The organism is Cytobacillus sp. Bac17 (genome assembly GCF_024519925.1).
Taxonomy (GTDB): Bacteria; Bacillota; Bacilli; order Bacillales; family Cytobacillaceae; genus Cytobacillus; species Cytobacillus pseudoceanisediminis.
Genome location: NZ_JALJRC010000013.1, coordinates 89749 through 108522, shown reverse-complemented (window position 1 = coordinate 108522; position 18774 = coordinate 89749). Strand labels below are relative to the sequence as shown.

General features: G+C 35.9%; 16 protein-coding genes and 1 pseudogene. 14 read left to right on the top strand and 3 right to left on the bottom strand.

Annotated features, from left to right (window positions below; genetic code table 11):
- Positions 1-191: 191 nt before the first annotated feature.
- Positions 192-971, bottom strand: a complete 780-nt coding sequence (locus NR125_RS16265) for a serine/threonine-protein kinase (RefSeq protein WP_256815709.1) — start codon at positions 969-971, stop codon at positions 192-194.
- Positions 972-1329: 358 nt separating this feature from the next.
- Between NR125_RS16265 and NR125_RS16260 the strand changes: the two genes are divergently transcribed.
- The 8 genes and pseudogenes from NR125_RS16260 (at position 1330) to NR125_RS16225 (ending at position 10093) form a co-directional block, all read left to right on the top strand.
- Complete coding sequence (locus tag NR125_RS16260; protein WP_009334058.1) at positions 1330-2001, top strand: response regulator transcription factor; 672 nt, start codon at positions 1330-1332, stop codon at positions 1999-2001.
- Entirely contained in the window at positions 1989-3095 is a 1107-nt protein-coding gene (locus tag NR125_RS16255; RefSeq protein ID WP_071158852.1) for a HAMP domain-containing sensor histidine kinase, read from the top strand. Before NR125_RS16260 ends, NR125_RS16255 begins: the two co-directional genes overlap by 13 nt.
- A 51-nt stretch (positions 3096-3146) precedes the next feature.
- The gene (locus tag NR125_RS16250; RefSeq protein WP_034296879.1) at positions 3147-4631 is read left to right on the top strand and encodes a serine hydrolase domain-containing protein; all 1485 of its coding nucleotides are present in this window, start codon (positions 3147-3149) and stop codon (positions 4629-4631) included.
- 568 nt (positions 4632-5199) lie between these two features.
- Entirely contained in the window at positions 5200-5997 is a 798-nt protein-coding gene (locus NR125_RS16245; protein WP_009334061.1) for a phosphotransferase, read from the top strand.
- A 205-nt stretch (positions 5998-6202) separates the two neighbouring features.
- A pseudogene (locus NR125_RS16240) lies at positions 6203-6541 on the top strand (VOC family protein).
- A 392-nt stretch (positions 6542-6933) separates the two neighbouring features.
- Positions 6934-7143 carry a heavy-metal-associated domain-containing protein gene (locus NR125_RS16235; RefSeq protein ID WP_009334062.1) on the top strand — a complete coding sequence of 70 codons (210 nt, stop codon included), beginning with the start codon at positions 6934-6936 and terminating at the stop codon, positions 7141-7143.
- A gap of 693 nt (positions 7144-7836) precedes the next feature.
- On the top strand, positions 7837-9102 hold the full coding sequence (locus NR125_RS16230; RefSeq protein WP_071158381.1) for an erythromycin esterase family protein: 1266 nt from the start codon (positions 7837-7839) through the stop codon (positions 9100-9102).
- Positions 9103-9460: 358 nt separating this feature from the next.
- Positions 9461-10093 (top strand): type 1 glutamine amidotransferase family protein, encoded by a 633-nt coding sequence (locus tag NR125_RS16225; RefSeq protein ID WP_192908726.1) that lies wholly within the window; start codon positions 9461-9463, stop codon positions 10091-10093.
- A gap of 542 nt (positions 10094-10635) precedes the next feature.
- Here the strand turns inward: NR125_RS16225 and NR125_RS16220 are convergent.
- Positions 10636-10989: a DoxX family protein gene (locus NR125_RS16220; RefSeq protein WP_192908725.1), complete on the bottom strand. Its 354-nt coding sequence runs from the start codon at positions 10987-10989 to the stop codon at positions 10636-10638.
- A 112-nt stretch (positions 10990-11101) separates the two neighbouring features.
- Here NR125_RS16220 and NR125_RS16215 point away from each other — a divergent pair, with 112 nt between their 5' ends.
- Together NR125_RS16215 and NR125_RS16210 are read left to right on the top strand one after the other, a co-directional pair.
- Positions 11102-11809, top strand: a complete 708-nt coding sequence (locus tag NR125_RS16215; protein ID WP_192908724.1) for a Crp/Fnr family transcriptional regulator — start codon at positions 11102-11104, stop codon at positions 11807-11809.
- A gap of 626 nt (positions 11810-12435) precedes the next feature.
- Complete coding sequence (locus NR125_RS16210; protein WP_192908723.1) at positions 12436-13518, top strand: DUF3626 domain-containing protein; 1083 nt, start codon at positions 12436-12438, stop codon at positions 13516-13518.
- Positions 13519-14678: 1160 nt separating this feature from the next.
- Here the strand turns inward: NR125_RS16210 and NR125_RS16205 are convergent.
- The gene (locus NR125_RS16205; RefSeq protein ID WP_256815707.1) at positions 14679-14900 is read right to left on the bottom strand and encodes a hypothetical protein; all 222 of its coding nucleotides are present in this window, start codon (positions 14898-14900) and stop codon (positions 14679-14681) included.
- Between the two features lie 187 nt (positions 14901-15087).
- Here NR125_RS16205 and NR125_RS16200 point away from each other — a divergent pair, with 187 nt between their 5' ends.
- From NR125_RS16200 to NR125_RS16185, 4 genes are all read left to right on the top strand, one after another.
- On the top strand, positions 15088-15783 hold the full coding sequence (locus NR125_RS16200; RefSeq protein WP_009334070.1) for a response regulator transcription factor: 696 nt from the start codon (positions 15088-15090) through the stop codon (positions 15781-15783).
- A gap of 3 nt (positions 15784-15786) precedes the next feature.
- Positions 15787-16722: a sensor histidine kinase gene (locus NR125_RS16195; RefSeq protein ID WP_019383357.1), complete on the top strand. Its 936-nt coding sequence runs from the start codon at positions 15787-15789 to the stop codon at positions 16720-16722.
- Positions 16723-16928: 206 nt separating this feature from the next.
- Positions 16929-17852, top strand: a complete 924-nt coding sequence (locus NR125_RS16190; protein ID WP_192908944.1) for an ABC transporter ATP-binding protein — start codon at positions 16929-16931, stop codon at positions 17850-17852.
- Complete coding sequence (locus NR125_RS16185; RefSeq protein WP_019383359.1) at positions 17845-18528, top strand: ABC transporter permease; 684 nt, start codon at positions 17845-17847, stop codon at positions 18526-18528. The genes NR125_RS16190 and NR125_RS16185 overlap by 8 nt, the downstream gene beginning before the upstream one ends.
- The last annotated feature ends 246 nt before the right edge of the window (positions 18529-18774 follow it).

Here is an 18774-nt window from a genome sequence, read left to right as displayed (position 1 = left end):
AACAAATTAAGCAACTTTCCCAAGGAAGCAGTGAGCGAAGAAATGGCCATTATCGAAGGGGCAGCAGCAGTGAGCGAAGAAACCGTTATTATAACCGAGGAAGCAGCAGCAACCGGCGATATAAACAATCTCCAATGAGTGGAAGTAACTACTACAAACGAAAGGGTCGAAGCAGCAGTTAATCTTCCTCCTTAATATACTTTTTCCTTCGCTTTATGTGCAGCATGAAGATCAGTTAAAATTTCACTAATATTTAAGTAAGGTTCTTTAATTTGTAGCAGTCTTTTTAGCAAATAAACAGTTTCCTTCTCTAAAGAAAGTTCTTCTGTCCAAGGAAGAGCTTTTTTGTTTTTAGAAGAGTACGTCGTATAAAGCAAATATAAAAGTATTTCTCCTAGATCATAGTAGTCCTGTTGTTTCATCTCCAGAAAATTTCTTTGTTTGTTAGGTGAAGAACTAGATGAAGAGTGGAATGGGTCAGTTCTATGCTTTGACAAACCAAAATCGATTAGAAAAATTTCCGTGTTTTTTATTAAGATGTTTGGAATACGTAAATCTTGATGGTAAATGTCTTTTTTGTGAAGATAATCTACTAATTCAAGTTGGTGAGTAAGAATTAGTAAAGACTCTTCCTCGTTAAAGGTCTTTTTATTAAAAAAAATTTGGTCTTCCAGATTATCCGCTTCAATGAAACTCATTACATAATATAAGTGTCCGTTATTTGAAAAGGCTTCAAATAACATCGGTATATTTTTGTGGTTAAGCATACCCAAAACAGTGATTTCATTTTCAAACATCGCCACCTCTTTTTGGTTGCGTCGCTTACTTGGACGAAGCTGTTTGACTACTCTATTCTCGTTTGTTCTTAACTCTTTGCACAAATAAACAATCCCATAGCTCCCAGCCCCGATAACGTTCAATATCTCGTAATGTTCGTTCAAAACTGTTCCTTTTTTAATAGGCTTGTCCACAAAAAATTGGTAAAGCTTCCTAAATGCTCGAAAAATTGAAACTTTCCTCTCCTCCTTTCTGGATTTTGGTAATTTATAAAGAGATTACTTGACTTTATATCTGTGTTTTCTTATTGGGAAACACTCAATCGTATGGTGCTATTATAACAAGATATCATAAAATACCTAAAATGATATATTGTTCTAAGGGGTACCACCGTTGAAGCAATTGGAAGGACTAAGGCACCTCTTTGTTTTAAGATAAAGGGGCAGTGCTGGTTCTATAAAAAATCGAAGCGATGTTGTGGTTGTAACTTGAGGGTTAAAAAGAAAAGAATTTGAAGGAAGTAAAAATTCGTTAGGGAAGCAGGTAAGATCAATGAAAAAGATATTGATAATTGATGATGAAGCAGACATGCGAAAACTGCTGGCAGATTATTTTGAAGTTAACGGGTATCACATCATGACCGCAAAGGACGGCAATGAGGCGGTAAGGCAAGCAGAAAAACAACCGGATATAATTTTACTGGATATAAACATGCCTGAGATTAACGGTCTTGACGTTTGCAGGAAAATCCGGAGTTATGTTTCCTGCCCCATCTTATTTCTTACCGCACGTGTAGAAGATGCTGATAAAATATCCGGTTTTCAGGCTGGCGGAGATGATTATATTCAAAAGCCGTTCAGCATCCATGAACTTGGCGCAAGAGTGGATGCCCATTTGCGCAGAGAAATGAGAAATCAAAAGAAGACAACGGTTAAGTTTAGTGGCGACCTTGTCATTGATTATTCAGAGCGAGCGCTTTATTGTAACGACATACAAATTTCTTTGGCAAAAAAGGAGTTTGATATTATAGAACTCTTGTCTAAACACCCTGGTATGGTTTTTGACAAAGAACGCATGTATGAAAGAGTATGGGGGACGAACGAAGAGGGGGACAGCTCAGTAATCCCTGAACATATCAGGCGTATTCGATCAAAATTGAAAGAGCATGGCTGCGGAAGCAAGATAGAGACTGTGTGGGGTGTAGGATATAAATGGAAAAGGTAATGGGCTATCTTCGATTGAATAATATGACCATACTACAATCCTTCATCACGCTAAATTCCTTATATTTAGTTTTCGTTTTAACAGCCATTGTGTTCGAATTCGAGTGGGCCGAAGAGATGACGCGACGCTTTGCCAATCACCCTTATGGGAACGACTGGGTTCTAACTGTTCAAATTGCTGCGATACTTTTGACGGTAGGAACCGGATTAGTCTTGATGGCCAGCATCTTTTACAAACTGAAACTGAAAAAACCTTTGGAAATCCTGATGAACGCGTCAGAGAAAATCTCGGCAAATGATTTAGGGTTCCATATTTCCTACGACAGCAGGGATGAAATGAGCGAGCTTTGCCGTGCATTTGAAAAGATGCGCAGTCAATTGGAAAGTAACTTTAAAGCCCAATGGCGCTTGAACGAGGAACGTAAGCAGCTTAATGCGATTTTTGCCCATGACTTGAGAACACCTCTGTCCATCATGAAAGGATATATCGAGGTTGTAACCACCTATCTGCCGCAAAAAAGGATATCCGAGGAAAAACTGCTGGATATCATCAAAACAATGGAAATGCATATTGTTCGTATGGAGCGTTATGTAGAGGCCATGAACTCTATTGAGAAGTTGGATAATTTTCCAATAAACAAACAAATTATCGAAATGGATGCCCTAATCAACTTTCTGGAAGACGGTGCCAGCCGAATTGCAGACCAAAGTGGCAAATCTTTCGACTCATGCAGATCTGCAGATTCCACAAAATTGTTTATCGATAAGGATCTCGTGATGCAGGTTTCTGAAAATCTGGTGGCAAATGGAGTGCGTTATGCTTCCAGCCATGTTCAAGTCCATTACTCGGTTCGCAATGGCATTTTTTCCATAACGGTCACTGACGATGGCTCCGGATTTTCCGAAGAAGTGGTACGGAAGGCAGTTCTCCCCTTTTATCGGGGCGAGGCGTCGGAAGCAAATGAGAACAAAGGGTTAGGGCTTTATATTTGTAAAATATTGTGTGAAAAGCATCAGGGCTTCTTACAGGTCGCAAACAGTACCCGCGGTGGTGGAAAAGTAACAGCAAGCTTTTTTTGCAGAATTGATAAATAGTTGAAAATTATACTTTAGTATTTCCTTATCCCAAGAAAAAGGAGTGCTAAAATGATTTTCACTTATAAGAAAATACCCGCTTTCTTAACCAGCTTGCTTCTGGCAGTGCTAATGACTGCATTGCCTTTTGCTGATGCCCGCGCTCAAAGTAAAACAGAGATTGTGAAAGAAATCGATGACTATATTAAGAAAAACATGGAAGTCAACCATATTACAGGTGTATCTCTGGCAATAACCCACGGTGAAGATGTGTTTTACACGCAAGGCTATGGTACATATTCAGATGGAAGGGAAATAACCTCAAGAACGCCCTTCCCAATCGCCTCATTGAGTAAATCCATGACTGCGCTGGCTGTATTGCAGCTTGCAGATAAGGGACAGATTGACCTTGACGCTCCATATGTCTCATACTTTCCCGACATTTCGCCCACGGACGATCGCATCACTCGCATCACGATCCGGAACTTGCTAAACCATACTAGTGGCCTTAATGATAAAGTAAATCCCGACATGACGAAATCCGTTCAATTTAAAACATTACAAGAGATAAACAAATCTTTGGACAGAGTAAAGCTTGCTAATGATCCTGGTGATACATACAACTATCATAACCCAAACTATCAATATCTAGCATTGTTAGTGGAACAGATCAGCGGTAAACGGTTTTCTGTATACCTTAAAGAACATATTTTTGCTCCATTGGGGATGAATGGCACCTTTAGTGTCAGTTTGACGGAACAAATCAATGAAAATGATGCCATTCCGCGGGGACATTATCTGTTGTTCGGCAACCCGAAAAGTACAGCCGAACCGATATGGTTTATAGAAGGCCCAGCAGGTGTGGTTACCAATGCCGAGGATATGGCAAAATGGATGCGTGCACAATATAATCCGCAGCTTCTTTCCCCTAATCTCATGGAACAGTACCATACTGCAGGGCAGCGCGCTCCTTATGGCATGGGGTGGCTTGCTTCCAATGAAGCCGATTGGGGCAGGTCGATCTCCCACTCGGGAATTTTCTGGACTTACAAGGCTGAAGAAACTGTTTATTTAGACAAGGAACTTGGAATTACCATGATGTTTGACACAGGGATAAACGCATTCCTTGATTATTCCGCCTTTGTTAAAGGCGTTTCCCAAATCATGGTTGGAGGAAAGGCAGAAATTTCAGCCATCAATAGCCGAAACATGGAAATAGCGATGATTCTTCTTATGGCGGGAACAATCCTCTGGAGCGGGTATTCATTCTACCGGCTGAAGAAGAAAAAGAACAGGCTTACGGCATTTCGCCGAAAGCTGATCTTCGCATCAGTAAGGACTATACTCCCCGTGCTGATCCTTTTATTTCTACCGTCTATTTTGGCCATATTTGCAGGAGGCAGGGTTGTGCCTTGGAATGGAATATGGATGATGATGCCGTCTCTTATTATTTGGCTTGTATTATTAGTTGTGGTTAATCTTGTTAATAACACCTTCCTTTACTTCATTTATTTTAATTCAATAAAAAAGCGTAAAAGCTCGGCAATATCTAAATAACATAAACATCGGCTTTCCAGGGTTCAGCTTGTAGAGACCGCCCAATTTGGAAAATGTTAAATAAAAATAATTAGAAGTATAATAATCTTATGCTTTAAACAGGAGCAAAAAAGAGCGAAGGATTTTCATTCAAGTATTAAATACTTATCTGACAGGTTTTTATTTCAAGATAAGCTGCTAATCTGGCAGCTTTTTTCTTATTAAACTAACGGGGCAGGTTTGTTGAATAAGGTGTGTTGAAAAAATTACAGATAAATTGTGTGAATTCGGTTTTATTTAATTACTAATATTTGGTATTATATAATTTAAAGAGATGTAAAGAAAGGGGAATCTATATTACACATGTGGAATAACTTGAAATGATTATTTAATTGGATAGAGACAGGGTGCGGTCCTTGGTCTTTAAGGATGCGTTTATTTGTCTATCTGAAATCATTCAAGGGATACAAGATGTGGACAATTAAATTCCCATTGCCAAGCAGATATCCTTATATATCTGTTTTTCATTATGGGTAAAAATACACCTCAATTGACACAGTCATAACGTCCCTAAATAGGGGGAATTCTAATGAAAAGTCATTACGAAAACGAAGAAGTGCTAACAGGAGGAAATGTCTCGATAGTATACCGTTCGGGAGATACTGTTCGACGAGAATTAAAACCTGATAGTGTAAAAATTCATAAGTTGTATCAGCATTTAGAAAGTGAAGGATTCGACTATGCACCGAAGTACTTAGGTATTGATGAAAAAGATAGAGAGATATTAACTTTTATTGAAGGAGAAGCTGGTAATTATCCTTTAAAAAAATATATGTGGTCTAATGGTGTTTTAAAAGAGATAGCGAAAATGCTTCGTCTCTATCATGATGCTGTGAGTAATTTTCCTATCGACGAGAATTGGCAGCCAATAGAAAACACACCTCAGCCAATGGAGGTGCTATGTCACAATGATTTTGCCATCTATAACATCATTTTTAATCACGAAAAGCCAGTAGGGATTATTGATTTTGATCTTGCTGCTCCTGGTCCAAGACTTTGGGATATAGCTTATACTCTATACACTTGCGTTCCTTTAAGCAGACTTTATCATACTGAATCAGGTAAGGCAGTTTATTATGATCCATTAAAGGATGCCAACCGTATAAAACAAAGAGTTAGATTATTTTTTGAATCCTATGGTATTGAGGGGATAGAAAATGGTTTTTTTGAGATGGTGCTGCTGCGAGTAGAAGGTTTATGTAAAACAATGCAAAGGAAAGCAAACGAAGGCAATATGGCGTTTCAAAAAATGATCGATGAAGGACATTTTGAACATTATCAAAAGGAACTTCAATTCATTCGTGAACATGGGAAAGAATGGATTTAATAAAATTTTGAACTAAATGTATAGTATAGCGTTAAGCCACTTGGGTTTAACGCTTTTTTAATGTTGAATATTCCAGGATAAATATAATTGAAAAAAGGCAAGTTTGTGCTATTTTATTCACTACAAAAGAGAGGAAGAAGCAAGAAGTCTAAATCAAGCTTGTAAGATAGTTTTGAAAAGTTATGCTAATAAGGAAGTGTACCCTATGAAACTATACCATATCAATCTTACGGCCACTGACGTTATTGCTGCACGAGAGTTCTTAGAGAAATATTTCTACTTGCAAACCAAGAGGATAAATAGCGATTCATTTGCTGTATTGACTGATGATGACGGATTGTTACTAGCTTTGATGAAAGATACTCAGGCCAACGACCCCAAGTCCTTTCATATTGGCTTCTTTCAAGAGAGTAAATGAACGAGTATACGAGATCAATCAACGATTGAAGGATGATGATTTGATGTGAAGCCGCCTAAGATGGCTCATCGATGGACATTCTATGTTAAAGCCCCAGGAGGATTTACTGTGGAGGTACTTAGTTGAGTAAGATATATTCGATACTTTTGGGTTACCTAATACTGCAAAGAATCAAGAATGCTTATATTCATGTTCAGCTGCTAATCAGGCTGTTTTTTCTTTTTACCATGAAAATAAGTTTCTTCAATTGAATAAGCTCAATATCCTCGTACTTTACTATAAGTCATTTTTCATTGTTTTTTAAATCTTAATGGGTTAATTTTTAAAAATTTACATATTCTATAATTCAGTGGCGAAAAATGGATAATTAAAATAATAAATAAGATGGAATTATGAAAAAATCGTTCAAACTATGAGAAGGTTTAGACGCTGTAATGGTGACGATCCATCACCTTATTTATCTTGAAGGTGCTAACGAGAAGCTCAAAGAATAAATGTTCGGAAGGAAGGATTAAAAATTGAAGCAATTAACTATTTTTATTAAAGAAGCAACAAATGAAGAGCCGATTCAAACATTAGAAACGATTCTGATGAAGTTGGATGGCATTGAGAGAGCTTTGGTGGACATCGATGATGGTGAAGTAAAGATTACATACGACGAAAGACAAGTTGACCATGAAAAAATTAAAAATTGGATTCAACAACATGGTTTACATCTTCTTAACTAAAAAATTTCTTATTTCTAGTTCTTAAACTAAAATTTATAAATAAAAGAAGTAAATAAAGTATATCTAGATAATATTCACTTGCTTATTCCATCTACCTTTTGTTAGATAGGTTCAACAATCGGGCGCTTTCTTTTGTAAGAAGGCGTCTTTTTTATAAGCTCCTACACAAACAGATTGCTAGGACTTAGAAACAAAGTGTACTGAAAATTGGCATCCATTTACAAATGGATGCTTTTTTTAACTTTACTTTCTATTCTTAAATACGGAATTAAAATTTTTTTGGTGATTAAGCGAGTCGGTGCTTATATTCAAGATCAGCTGCCGAACCAGGCTTCTTTTTCTTATTTAACAAAAGGGGCAGGTTTGTGTAATAAGAATTCTGCGAGATATTATTTAATGAATCTTTTAATAAAATCATACGTACATAATATTAAGGTGGTGTGAGTAATGAATTTTGGTGGGTGGGTTGCAATCGGAATTGCGGTTGCAGTTGCTATGGGGTTATTTGACAAAAAAACTAAGAAAAATAAATAGAAAATAAATAGACTTAGACTTTAATAAGGCTGCCATTACAAAGGTAGCTGCTTTTTTATATAACAAACGGGGCAGGTTAGTTGAAGATCTTTCGGAAAAGAGTCTTTTAGAAACTTATGGTAGTATTTTTAAAAATAAGAGTTATTTGAGGGATATAAGATGGTTTTTTTAAAAAAGGATTCTTTATTATTAACAATCATTTCGCTTTTTGTTTTATTAGCAGGCTGCGGGAGTGTCAAAGTAGTGGAAGAAGAAGATCAATACATATCAGCCGTTAAACAAATCGATATTCCAGATGATGTAAAAATAATCGGTTTGGGGGAGGCAACACACGGAAACATTGAATTTCAAGAGTTGAAAAGAGATGTTTTTGAAGTGCTTGTAAAAAACGAGGGTGTTCGTGTTTTTGTCTTAGAAGGTGATTTCGGAGGCGGACAGCGAATTAATCAGTTCATTTTAAATGGAAATGGAACGGCAGAAGAGGCAGTGAACACTCTTGATTATAGTATTTATAAGACGGAACAAATGATTGATCTTGTTCAATGGATGCATGATTATAACGATTCTGTGAGCGAGGATGATAAAGTTTATTTTTATGGAAATGATATGCAGCGTTATGACTACAGTAAGAAAGGAGTGCTTGATTATTATAAAGTGGTAAACGCAGATGAATTCAAAAAAAATGCATTACATTTGGCACATATTTCAAATGATAAAATGCGTGAGTTAACTACGGAGCAATTGAATGAAATCGATGAAACAATAGAAAAAATCATTTTAGACCTGCAATCTAATGAAGTGACTTACGTGAAGCAATCTTCTGCTGATGCCTATGCCTTTGCTTTACAAAATGCGAAAAACATGAAACAACGTACGCAGTTATTTTTAAACGAAGGAGATTATACGAAACTTCGTGATCAATATTTAGCGGACAATTTACAATGGATAGCTGAATTTGAAGCAGCACGTGGCCACGATAAAATATTTGTCACCGGACATAATGGGCATATTGAAAAAACGTCGGCATCGTTAGCCGGTTACAAATCGATGGGGCATTATTTAGATGAGGTATATGGTGAAGAGTACTTTGCCATTGGAACTGATTTTATCAGCAGCGAGTTCCAGGCGAAAAAGGGCGACTCTGGTGAACGGAAAATTTATAAACTGGAGAATCACAATGATTTAGTTGATGCATTTAGTGAAGTGGAGTCAAATATTTTCTATGTTAATTTTGAAAAAGCGAGTACGTCTGATGAATTAATGGATATCATCACGAGTGAGCAAAAGATGTCAAATATCGGGGATGATTTTCGTACGTGGTACAAGTTTTCAAAGGTGTTTTACACGATTAAAATGACACCCAGCGAAGCATATGACGGTATTATTATTGTAAAGGAAGCAACGGCAATAAACGTAATAGAATAGCATTCTCCCGAGTATACAATTTTTTGAATAACAAGGCATAAAAGGAGAACATTATCTCATTTTTCACGGGCGCTTATTCTTTCATAAGAGGGCGCCCTTTTTTTAGTGTCGCAACACATTTTAGAGATTAACATTTGAAGTTTTCTGCACAAGCTATAGGGTCCTGTGTTCAAGATTTTCTACTAAATTAGGCAGTTTTTCTTATTGAACAAATGGGGCAGGTTAGATGAAAAAGAAATAGACTTTTGGTTAAATATGGTATACAATTATCTCTAAGGGAACGTATGTTCTTTTAGGTGGGATTTCTTTTGATGTGTAAAAAATTAAACTATAAAATTTATGATTGGAGTGTTATTGGATGCAAACAAAAAAAGTTTTTCTATATGTATTTAATACAATGTCGGACTGGGAATATGGATATTTAATTGCTGAACTAAACTCAGGAAGATATTTCAAAAAAGATTTAGAACCTTTAAAAGTAATTACAGTAGGAGCTAATAAAGAAATGATTACTACTATGGGAGGATTGGGCATAAAACCAGATATTTCCCTTGATGAATGTACTCTTGAGAGTAAAGATCTTTTAATTTTACCAGGAGGGACTACTTGGAATGAAGAAATTCATCAACCTATCTTGGAAAGAATTGGACAAGCTTTAAAGCTTGGCACTATTGTTGCTGCAATTTGTGGTGCAATTGAGGCCCTTGCGAATATGGGATACTTAGATACTAGAAAGCATACAAGTAATAATTTAGAATACACTAAAATGGTATGTCCTAACTATAAAGGAGAAAGGTTCTATGAGGTGGGATCTGTGGTATCTGATGCGAATTTAGTTACTGCATCAGGAATAGCTCCTCTGGAATTTGCGATGGAAGTACTGAAAAAATTAGATGTATTTGCACCCGATACATTAGATTCTTGGTATAGTTTAAATAAGACTCATAAACCTGAATACTTCTTCCAGTTAATGAACTCAATGAATAAATGAGTTAAAATATCAAATGGCATATTTTTATTTTTTGAAATAAATCTCCATACTTTGTACGATGTCAAAGTATAATTTTTACACATAATCAAAGTTTTTAGATAAGTTAACAGAGGCTGTTGATAATTGTAAACTATCGGGGGTGTTGATTCAAGCAGGATTATTGCCCTTTTATGTTGAACTCCTTATTGTAGAAGCGGGCAGTTTTGTTCAAGAAGGATTCCCTATATAAAGGGCGAATAAAGGTAACATGGTGATAGATTGTGAAAGAAATATTTGTAATACTAAGAGAACTTGAACAGGCAAAATACGTTAATTTTTAATATTATTTAATGGCTATGTCTCAGAAAACACTTATATACAATTGAGGATTAAGAAAAAAGAAAAACTGTACTTTAGTAAAATAGTTGCCTTTTACCTTCGAGTTAAATAATAGCCCGTTTCTTTATTTAGAAGCGGGCTATTTATTTTATGTAAGCCTTAGGCCCCCATAATAAAGTCCGTTTTGTGCATGTAACATATATAATTGACATAGCTATTCTTAACTACTTAACAATTTGAATAAAGATGATTACGCTAGCTAAAGTAAGCATCGTTAAAGCATTTAACCCCATAATCGGCCTATGTTTGGCTCTTAAGAAGTGAGCATGTAAAGCACCAAGCATAAGAATAATAATTAGGGATCCCGAAAGCAAAATAAATTTAGGAAGCCAAAATCCAATAATCAATCCGCCTACCCCCAATAATTCTAAGAAAGCAGTTATTTGCATAAACCAAAGGGGGTAGCGATATTCCCTCCAGTGCTTAACCATTGACTTGGTATGCACTAATTTCATCGAAATAGAAATTACGAAAATTAGAATTAGAATAATTTGAATGGTAACCGTTACAGAATCCATACAGTTCCCTCCTTTTGTATAATAGACGTGCATGCTACACAGAAATTCTAGGTTTTTTAATTTAGTGAGTATGTAGTCTGGACTACATTCCGCAGAATTTTGGGAGGGCTCTATGGATAAGATTAAGTATTTATCGAGAATACAGCTTTTTGGGGATCTAGCCTTGGAAGAATTAAAGAAATATGAACCGGTCACACCAATAAAAGTTATGAAAAAGGGTACCATTATTAGTTCTCCTCATATGAATCAAAAGATATTGTATTTAATCAAATCGGGTAAAGTTCGTTTGTATAGATTAACTGAAAGCGGGAAAGAGTTTACAATTGATATTTTAGAAACTGGGCATGTGTTTGGAGAGATTGGTACATTTACAACAGGTTCTGAAAATTTATATGCTGAGACATGGGAAGATTCTATTATTTGCAGAATAGATAGAGTGCAGTTTGAAAAAATAATATGCGAAAGTCCAAGTATTGCATTAAAACTACTTGAAATAATCTCCAGCCGTTTAAAGGAAGTCGAAGAGTTATTAGAGTATATGGCATATAGCAGTGTAAAGAAACGCCTTTTATTCCTGTTAAATAAACTTACAGAAAAGTTTGGGGATAAATCGTCAGGCAGAAGCCCGGGAGATTGGATTGCACTTGATATTCACATCACTCATCACGAATTAGCAATGATGATGGGCAGTATTCGTGAAACAGTGACAGCCCTTTTAAATGAATTGAATGCGGAAGGAATTGTACGCAAAGCAGGAAGGCGAGGAACAATGGAAGTTCATGGCGCACGTCTAAAATGTGCATTAAAAGAGGATAGATAAAAATCTGGATTTATTGCAGAGACTGCCATACCAGGTGGATTTTTCTTTTTGAACAAACGGGGCAGCATTCCTGTAATGAAGGAAAATGGAGTTTGAACAAAAAAATAACCTCTTGGTAGAATGAGAGAGTCCTGAAGCCGGCAAGCGAAAAGGACATTACTCAAATACCAGGAGGCATTAAAATGAATTATAACCAGAATAAGAAGATTGCTCAAGTTACTCCTTACACCCTGATTATAGGGGTGGATATCGCGAATTTCAAGCATGTGGCGGAAAGAATATTAGTGAGATAGAAAATGATTGGATAGTTTATATAAAAGAAAGTCAAACGGAACTAACATATGAAGACAAACTTGAAATGGGGTATTCTTATAATGCAGCTTCTGTTATTGACCAAATTGACCCTAAGCTTTTTACAAAAGAATAATCTGTTTCTAATTAAAGAGGCTAAACCCGTTGGTTGATATATAAAGCTTTGTACATAAATCAAGAGTTGAAGTTAATGCTGCCAATCCAGGCAGCATTTTTCTTATTGCACAAACGGGGCAGATTTGTTTAAGAAGGAAAATAAGGAATCCTTGCTGAATTATTGATTTAATCCGATGAAAGGAGAGATTCATTTATTTATGGAATTATCAAGGTCACAATCATTAGCTTTGGAGAATATTACAAAATATGCACAGGACTATACCTATGAAGCTAAAAAGACAATAAATCACATATTAAAAATGTCTAATATTTCGGATGAAACATTTAAAAATGCTGTAAATAAATTAAAGGCCCATGCAAGAATAGGATTACATTTTCACCCAGATAGGCCAGATTCATCTAAGAAAAGTGTTGCTGAAGCACTGTTAGAGTCTGGAATATATAAGAGCCAGTTTGAAACAGGTTTGTCTAACGGCAGTGTATCTGCTTACCCAGGTGGTGAACGAGACCTTTGGGAGAAGAGAATTTTTGAAGGTGCATATCACCTGCAGGGCATAACCAATAACCATCGTCCTAAATATGGTGCATTGAATTTGATGTTGCACCCAGATGGACCTTCTCCACGTTTTGGTTCATGCTATTTTCTTCTATCCCCTAAGGTTTCATATCGTTCTACCTATACATATTTAGATTCGCATCAAGACCCAAAAGAAAAGGGAACTTATAAAGAGTTTGACATGATTTTGGCTGCTCTTTTAGAAGAGGCGTTCGTAAGAGATTTTGCAATTGGTGAAAGAAATCTGACTCCAGTTAGATTAGTAAATCATTTACTGCTTAATCTTGAACGACCGTTTACAGACCCAGCAACCAAAAAGCCAAATCGAAATCTTAATCACTATATTGAAGCCCAGATTCATGGAGGTATTTCACTTAAAGAAGACGTGGATTTGCTTGTTGCAGACCCTTCTTTTAAGAAAACTCATATAGGGAGAATCTTAGAACAACTGTGCTTTAAATATTCCATTCAACTGTATTGGCATAAGGGATTTGCACTTATGATAGAAGAAGTTCCAAAAGATTTTAGAGGCCCATCTATGCCCTCCTTAGCAAAACTCATTGGACAAAATAATGTTATCGATGCGAGCATAATTGGAACTGCTGTAATGGACTTAATACGCAATCCGGCATCTTGGAGCGAACGTGGGGATCATAAGGAGGTACTTCAGGAATTAAAACTATTGTGGCACGTTTTAGTGAGGTATGGAAAGCCAATAGATTAAGGCTGCCTTTTTTGAATTATTACACTTAAAGTAATGGGTGCTTAAAATCAATTGCCAAGCCCAGGCGGCTTCTTGTATATAGACATGTCAGAAATAAATAAAGTTATTCCTAATGTTGAAAAGATGAAAGAAGTAGGGTAGCTCCATACAAAGACACACTGGGTAAAGCACAATAATGAATATATTAAGCAATAGAGAAGTATTCCTATATAAGAGATTCAAACATTGATTTATTAACGATGTATACTTATTCTTTTTTCAAAAAAACCTTATTGTGTACTTTCATTATTGTAATTAGCAATGGAACTGTAATGACTAACATAAGAATCAAAATTACAGCGTTCATATAGTATTGAATATTAGGATTGTATCCATATGTACTGAATAGAAAAAAAGATAAAATGAACAAAGCAGATAAAAACAGCTCAAAAATTAATGTGATAATAAAAAATAATACATAAGGAATAACAATCCCTTTGTGAGAAACATGTTTTAAAGTTAATCCGTCCCAGCATAGGCCGGCTAATTTATTTATTTTCCTCATTGATACCACTCCTAGGAACATACCTAAAATATAGTATGTCAAAAACAGCCTTTTTTACTGTTTTTAATACAATTTAATAATAAACTTGTTGGATTTTTTTAATATGCCCAATAACTTTAAGCCAATCCTGCTGCACTAGTTTGACTTTTAGGAAGCATGTATGCCTAGGGATGGGGTGATATCCAATTTGCCGTTATTATCTCGATCTTGTTGCTGTCATTTGTAGATGATACGGCTGCAGGATTAGGTTTACAAGTATGGAAGAAAAGAGTTCTCGCCCTGATTGTCGGGTCCTTTTATCCACAGTTGCCGTTTCCTTTATGGAGACGATCGGATTCAGTGGTTTAAGAATATGGCGAAAATATTTATTCCTGCTTTTCAGATGGAGTTCTTTTTATGACATCTGCTTCACCTGAAACATCAATGTGAGATGTTTCTTTCAAGAGCAGCTGCCAAATCAGGAGACTTTTTATTATTTAACTAAAGGGGCAGGTAGTTAATAATTAAGTTATTCCAGTAATGTTTTTTAAAAAGCGACCAGCCTTAAAAATATGGTCGCTTTCTTTATAAAAAAATATACTTTCTTATTGAAAAACCTTCTGTGAAAAAAGGGTTTTTATTGTAATTGGTTATTTGAATTTAATTTATTTTGTTGCTTGTTTTGCTGATTTTGTTGCATCTGTGTGGCCTGATTACCACCCATTCCTGCTGCCAATGGTATAAATTGTTGAAGGGTTTGCCCCGTACCTTGCCCCCTGGTCATACTATAGAACGCTGCTGCACCGATACCAATTGATGCAACTAATGGAAACCAAATTTGCTGTTGTTGTTGCTGCATTTTTCCACCACCTTTTCTAGCCTTAATGCCTTTTTATTTTTCGTTGTTAATATTAATAAAATGTAAGTAAAACATTTCCAAGCTACTTGGTTTTTGAAAGAAGGAATTTTGTGTATAGTATCGAAATACAGTAATAGAAAAACGTATATGATAGGCTGTGTTAAAAGAAGTGAATGGATGTGGAAGTATGCAAAAACGTATTTTGCTTGTGGAGGACGACCGGGAAATTAATAAATTGATAAAGGATCACTTAGAACAGGAGAATTTTAAAGTACTTACCGCATTTGATGGAGAGGAGGCATTATCTCTCTTTAAGAAAGAAGAGTTCGATTTAATCCTGCTTGATTTAATGCTTCCTAAATTTAGTGGTATGGATATCTTAAAAAAAGTCAGAGAAAAAAGCTTACTTCCTGTTTTGATTATATCAGCAAAAGGAAGTGACCTGGACAAAGCTTTAGGTCTTGGTTTTGGTGCAGATGATTATATCAGTAAACCTATTTCCATGATTGAACTGACTGCCAGAGTGCATGCAGCGATTCGAAGAGCAACGCAATATATTCCCGCTACGAACCATTCCGCTCCCGCAATTATCCAATTTAAAGAACTTTCCCTCGACTTATCCACCTTTTCTGTACAGGTGAAGGATAAGATTGCCCAGCTAACATCCAAAGAATTTCATATTTTAAAGCTTTTTATGACAAATCAGAGCAGAGTGTTTACAAAGGAGCAAATCTACCAGTTTATTTGGCAAGATGATTATTATGGTAATGAAAATGTAATAAATGTTCATATAAGAAGGCTTCGTGAAAAAATTGAAAAGGATCCGTCTAACCCGCAGTATATTCGGACAATTTGGGGGATCGGATATAAATTAGGAGAATAATTTATGATCCTTGCGCTTAGTGTGCTGATTACTTTCTTACTCGTCATGAATATAATCCAGTATGTTTCCCGAAAAAAAATAAATAACCATTTACATGAAATAAGTGAAAAGTTAGCAGAAATCATAGAGCACAAGACAGCTGAAAAAGTGTTATTGCAAACAGACCAGCATTCCATACAGTTTTTACTCATTCAAATAAACCGGCTATTGGCATACAACCAAAAGGTATTTGCGGATTACGCAAGTACAAAAGACAGCTTAAGGAAGATGATATCCAATATGTCACATGATTTGAAGACACCACTAACTGTTATTTTAGGTTATGTGGAGAAACTTAAGCTGGATGATAAGTTAAGTGAGGATGAGAAGGAAAAGGCCATTTTACGGCTTCATGATAAAGTAGTGGGGTTAATCTCATTACTTAATCAATTTTTTGACCTTGTCAAAATAGAATCCAATGATTATATGATTCCATTAAGCAAGATATCTCTTAATGAGATTTGCAGGAAGAATGTTTTGGATTATTATGATTTGCTCCTTTCAAAGGGTCTTCAGGTAGAAATTGATATCCCGGAACGGAATTTTTACATCCTCGGCAATGAACATGCTTTAAATCGAATACTCAGCAATTTAATTTCTAATTCTATTCGGTATGGAAGTGATGGGGGAGTATTTGGTTTAACACTTCGAGAAGATAAAGGGTCCATTGCTGTAGAGATCTGGGATAAAGGAAAAGGGATTGCAGAGGTGCATCAGGATCGTGTATTTGACAGGCTTTATACACTGGATGATGCCAGAAATCCACAATTTCAAGGAAGCGGTCTAGGCTTAAGCATCTCGAAGCGTTTAACAGAAGCAATGAATGGTTCGATACACTTAAGAAGCAAACCCTTTGAGAAAACGGCTTTCATATGTATCTTTAAACAAATGATATATTAAGACTGCTTGAAAGAGGTGTTCTGCTGGAACGGCTCTTTTTTACTTTTGCCTATTTTTTGGTGACATGATTAGATAGCCACGCTATCTTGGTACATATCTGCCTCTGGATGATGTAAAAAATTCCAACTTAAGAAACATGTAAGAAATGAGAAAGAAAAAAGTCAGTATCTCTGATTAAGATAAAAGTAATAAAGGAGGTCTAAATGATGGATTACGTTGTTCAAACAAATGGATTAACGAAAACCGTGAAAGGTATAACACTCGTATCGAATGTAAACCTTCATATCAAAAAAGGGGAGATATATGGATTTCTTGGTCAGAATGGTGCTGGAAAAACAACGATCATGAAAATGCTCACAGGATTGCTTATTCCTTCTAAGGGAGAAATTTTATTGTTTGGAAAAAAACTCACAGAAACCAATAAGTCAGGCATAAAACGAGTAGGGAGTATAATTGAATATCCCATTTTTTTCGAGCATTTAACAGCAATGGAGAATCTGGAGCTTCACTGTGAATATTTAGGTTATTATGATAAAAAGGCTATTACACAAGCTTTGGAATTGGTCCAATTAAAAGGAATTGAAGATAAAGTGGTTAAGGATTTTTCCCTTGGGATGAAACAGCGCCTTGGGATTGTAAGAGCCATTATCACCAAGCCTGAGCTGATTATTTTGGATGAACCGACAAACGGTCTGGATCCAATTGGCATTAAAGATATGCGTGATTTAATTCGGATGCTGAACAAGGAATATGGGATTACCTTTCTTCTGTCCAGTCATATTTTAGGAGAAATTGAACAGATTGTTGATCGGGTTGGTGTGATTCAAAATGGAAAACTGGTGAATGAAGTGAGCTTAGCAGAGATTAGGAAGCAAAGAGCGGATTATATTGAAATTGTCACACCAGACGCCGATAGAACAGCGTATTTGCTTGTACATGAACTCCGCATATCCAATATAAAGATTGTAGGTGACAGAAGAGTTCGGATTTATGATGTAACCCAGTCTCAAAGTGAGATTACAAAAATCTTAATTCTGCATGATATTGAGCTAGAGGAAATACAAAAACATACAAGCACACTGGAAGACTATTTTTATCGTCAAATTCATGGAGGTGAAATAATTGTTTAAATTGATGGAATTGGAATGGAGAAAATTAAAACAAAAGATGGTTATTGGTGAGATGATTATTTACCTAGGCATTCTTATGTTTTTGCCAGTGTTTTTTATTAAGATGGTAATGGCAGATTTTGGGCAGAATTATTCCGCTGTTATTCAGCTGATCGTGTCGATTCAGCTGGGATTTGTCCTATTTGGAGCATCTCTTATCAATCAGGTTTTCATTGAGGAATATAAGAATAAAACCATATCTCTTTCGTTTGGCTATCCAATAAGCCGGAAAAAGCTGGTTATGGCGAAAATTCTTTTTATCTCGCTGGCTGTTTTCCTTTGTACGCTTGTATCCTTTGTATTGACCGGCTTGGCAACCTATTTGATCGATCAGGTTTTTGATATCATTAATGGGCAGCCAACTGCTGCAGATTTCGCAGCCTATTTTAGTAAAATGATTGTTCATTCATTTATAACTGCCCTAATTAGTTTAATTCCGCTCTTCTTCTTTGGTATTTGGAAAAGGGCAACGATTCCAACCGTTATTTGTGCCATATTCCTAATGCAGTTTCAAAACTTTTCCTCTCTTATTAATATCACTCTTGACCCTGCCCTTGTTAATGCAGTGCTTTGTCTATTAGGATTCGTTAGTGTTTATCTTTCGATTAAAATGATTGATAAAGTGGGGGATATTTAGTTTTAGGCAGCGTTGAAAAATTTTGGGGATGGTTAATAAGCTTTGCACTATAAAAAGTTTTTAATAAGGTTAATTGATGATAAGTTGGTGAAGAAATGGAGCTTAGAATAACAGGTGCAAGAGTTGGAGATTCAGTGTGGATCGGCAGCTCTTTTTTCTTATTCGGCTAAAGGGGCAGGTTTTTTTAAAACTAACGATTGTACTAAAATAAAAACATGAGAAAAAAGAACTTCTTTAGATAGTTTT

Excerpts from the sequence above, each read along its gene's own strand:
- NR125_RS16250 (WP_034296879.1), top strand. The coding sequence starts at position 3,147 with ATGATTTTCACTTATAAGAAAATACCCGCTTTCTTAACCAGCTTGCTT.
- NR125_RS16195 (WP_019383357.1), top strand. The coding sequence starts at position 15,787 with ATGATCCTTGCGCTTAGTGTGCTGATTACTTTCTTACTCGTCATGAAT.
- NR125_RS16215 (WP_192908724.1), top strand. The coding sequence starts at position 11,102 with ATGGATAAGATTAAGTATTTATCGAGAATACAGCTTTTTGGGGATCTA.
- NR125_RS16205 (WP_256815707.1), bottom strand. The coding sequence starts at position 14,900 with ATGCAGCAACAACAACAGCAAATTTGGTTTCCATTAGTTGCATCAATT.
- NR125_RS16210 (WP_192908723.1), top strand. The coding sequence starts at position 12,436 with ATGGAATTATCAAGGTCACAATCATTAGCTTTGGAGAATATTACAAAA.
- NR125_RS16230 (WP_071158381.1), top strand. The coding sequence starts at position 7,837 with ATGGTTTTTTTAAAAAAGGATTCTTTATTATTAACAATCATTTCGCTT.
- NR125_RS16255 (WP_071158852.1), top strand. The coding sequence starts at position 1,989 with ATGGAAAAGGTAATGGGCTATCTTCGATTGAATAATATGACCATACTA.
- NR125_RS16245 (WP_009334061.1), top strand. The coding sequence starts at position 5,200 with ATGAAAAGTCATTACGAAAACGAAGAAGTGCTAACAGGAGGAAATGTC.
- NR125_RS16200 (WP_009334070.1), top strand. The coding sequence starts at position 15,088 with ATGCAAAAACGTATTTTGCTTGTGGAGGACGACCGGGAAATTAATAAA.
- NR125_RS16225 (WP_192908726.1), top strand. The coding sequence starts at position 9,461 with ATGCAAACAAAAAAAGTTTTTCTATATGTATTTAATACAATGTCGGAC.
- NR125_RS16190 (WP_192908944.1), top strand. The coding sequence starts at position 16,929 with ATGGATTACGTTGTTCAAACAAATGGATTAACGAAAACCGTGAAAGGT.
- NR125_RS16220 (WP_192908725.1), bottom strand. The coding sequence starts at position 10,989 with ATGGATTCTGTAACGGTTACCATTCAAATTATTCTAATTCTAATTTTC.
- NR125_RS16260 (WP_009334058.1), top strand. The coding sequence starts at position 1,330 with ATGAAAAAGATATTGATAATTGATGATGAAGCAGACATGCGAAAACTG.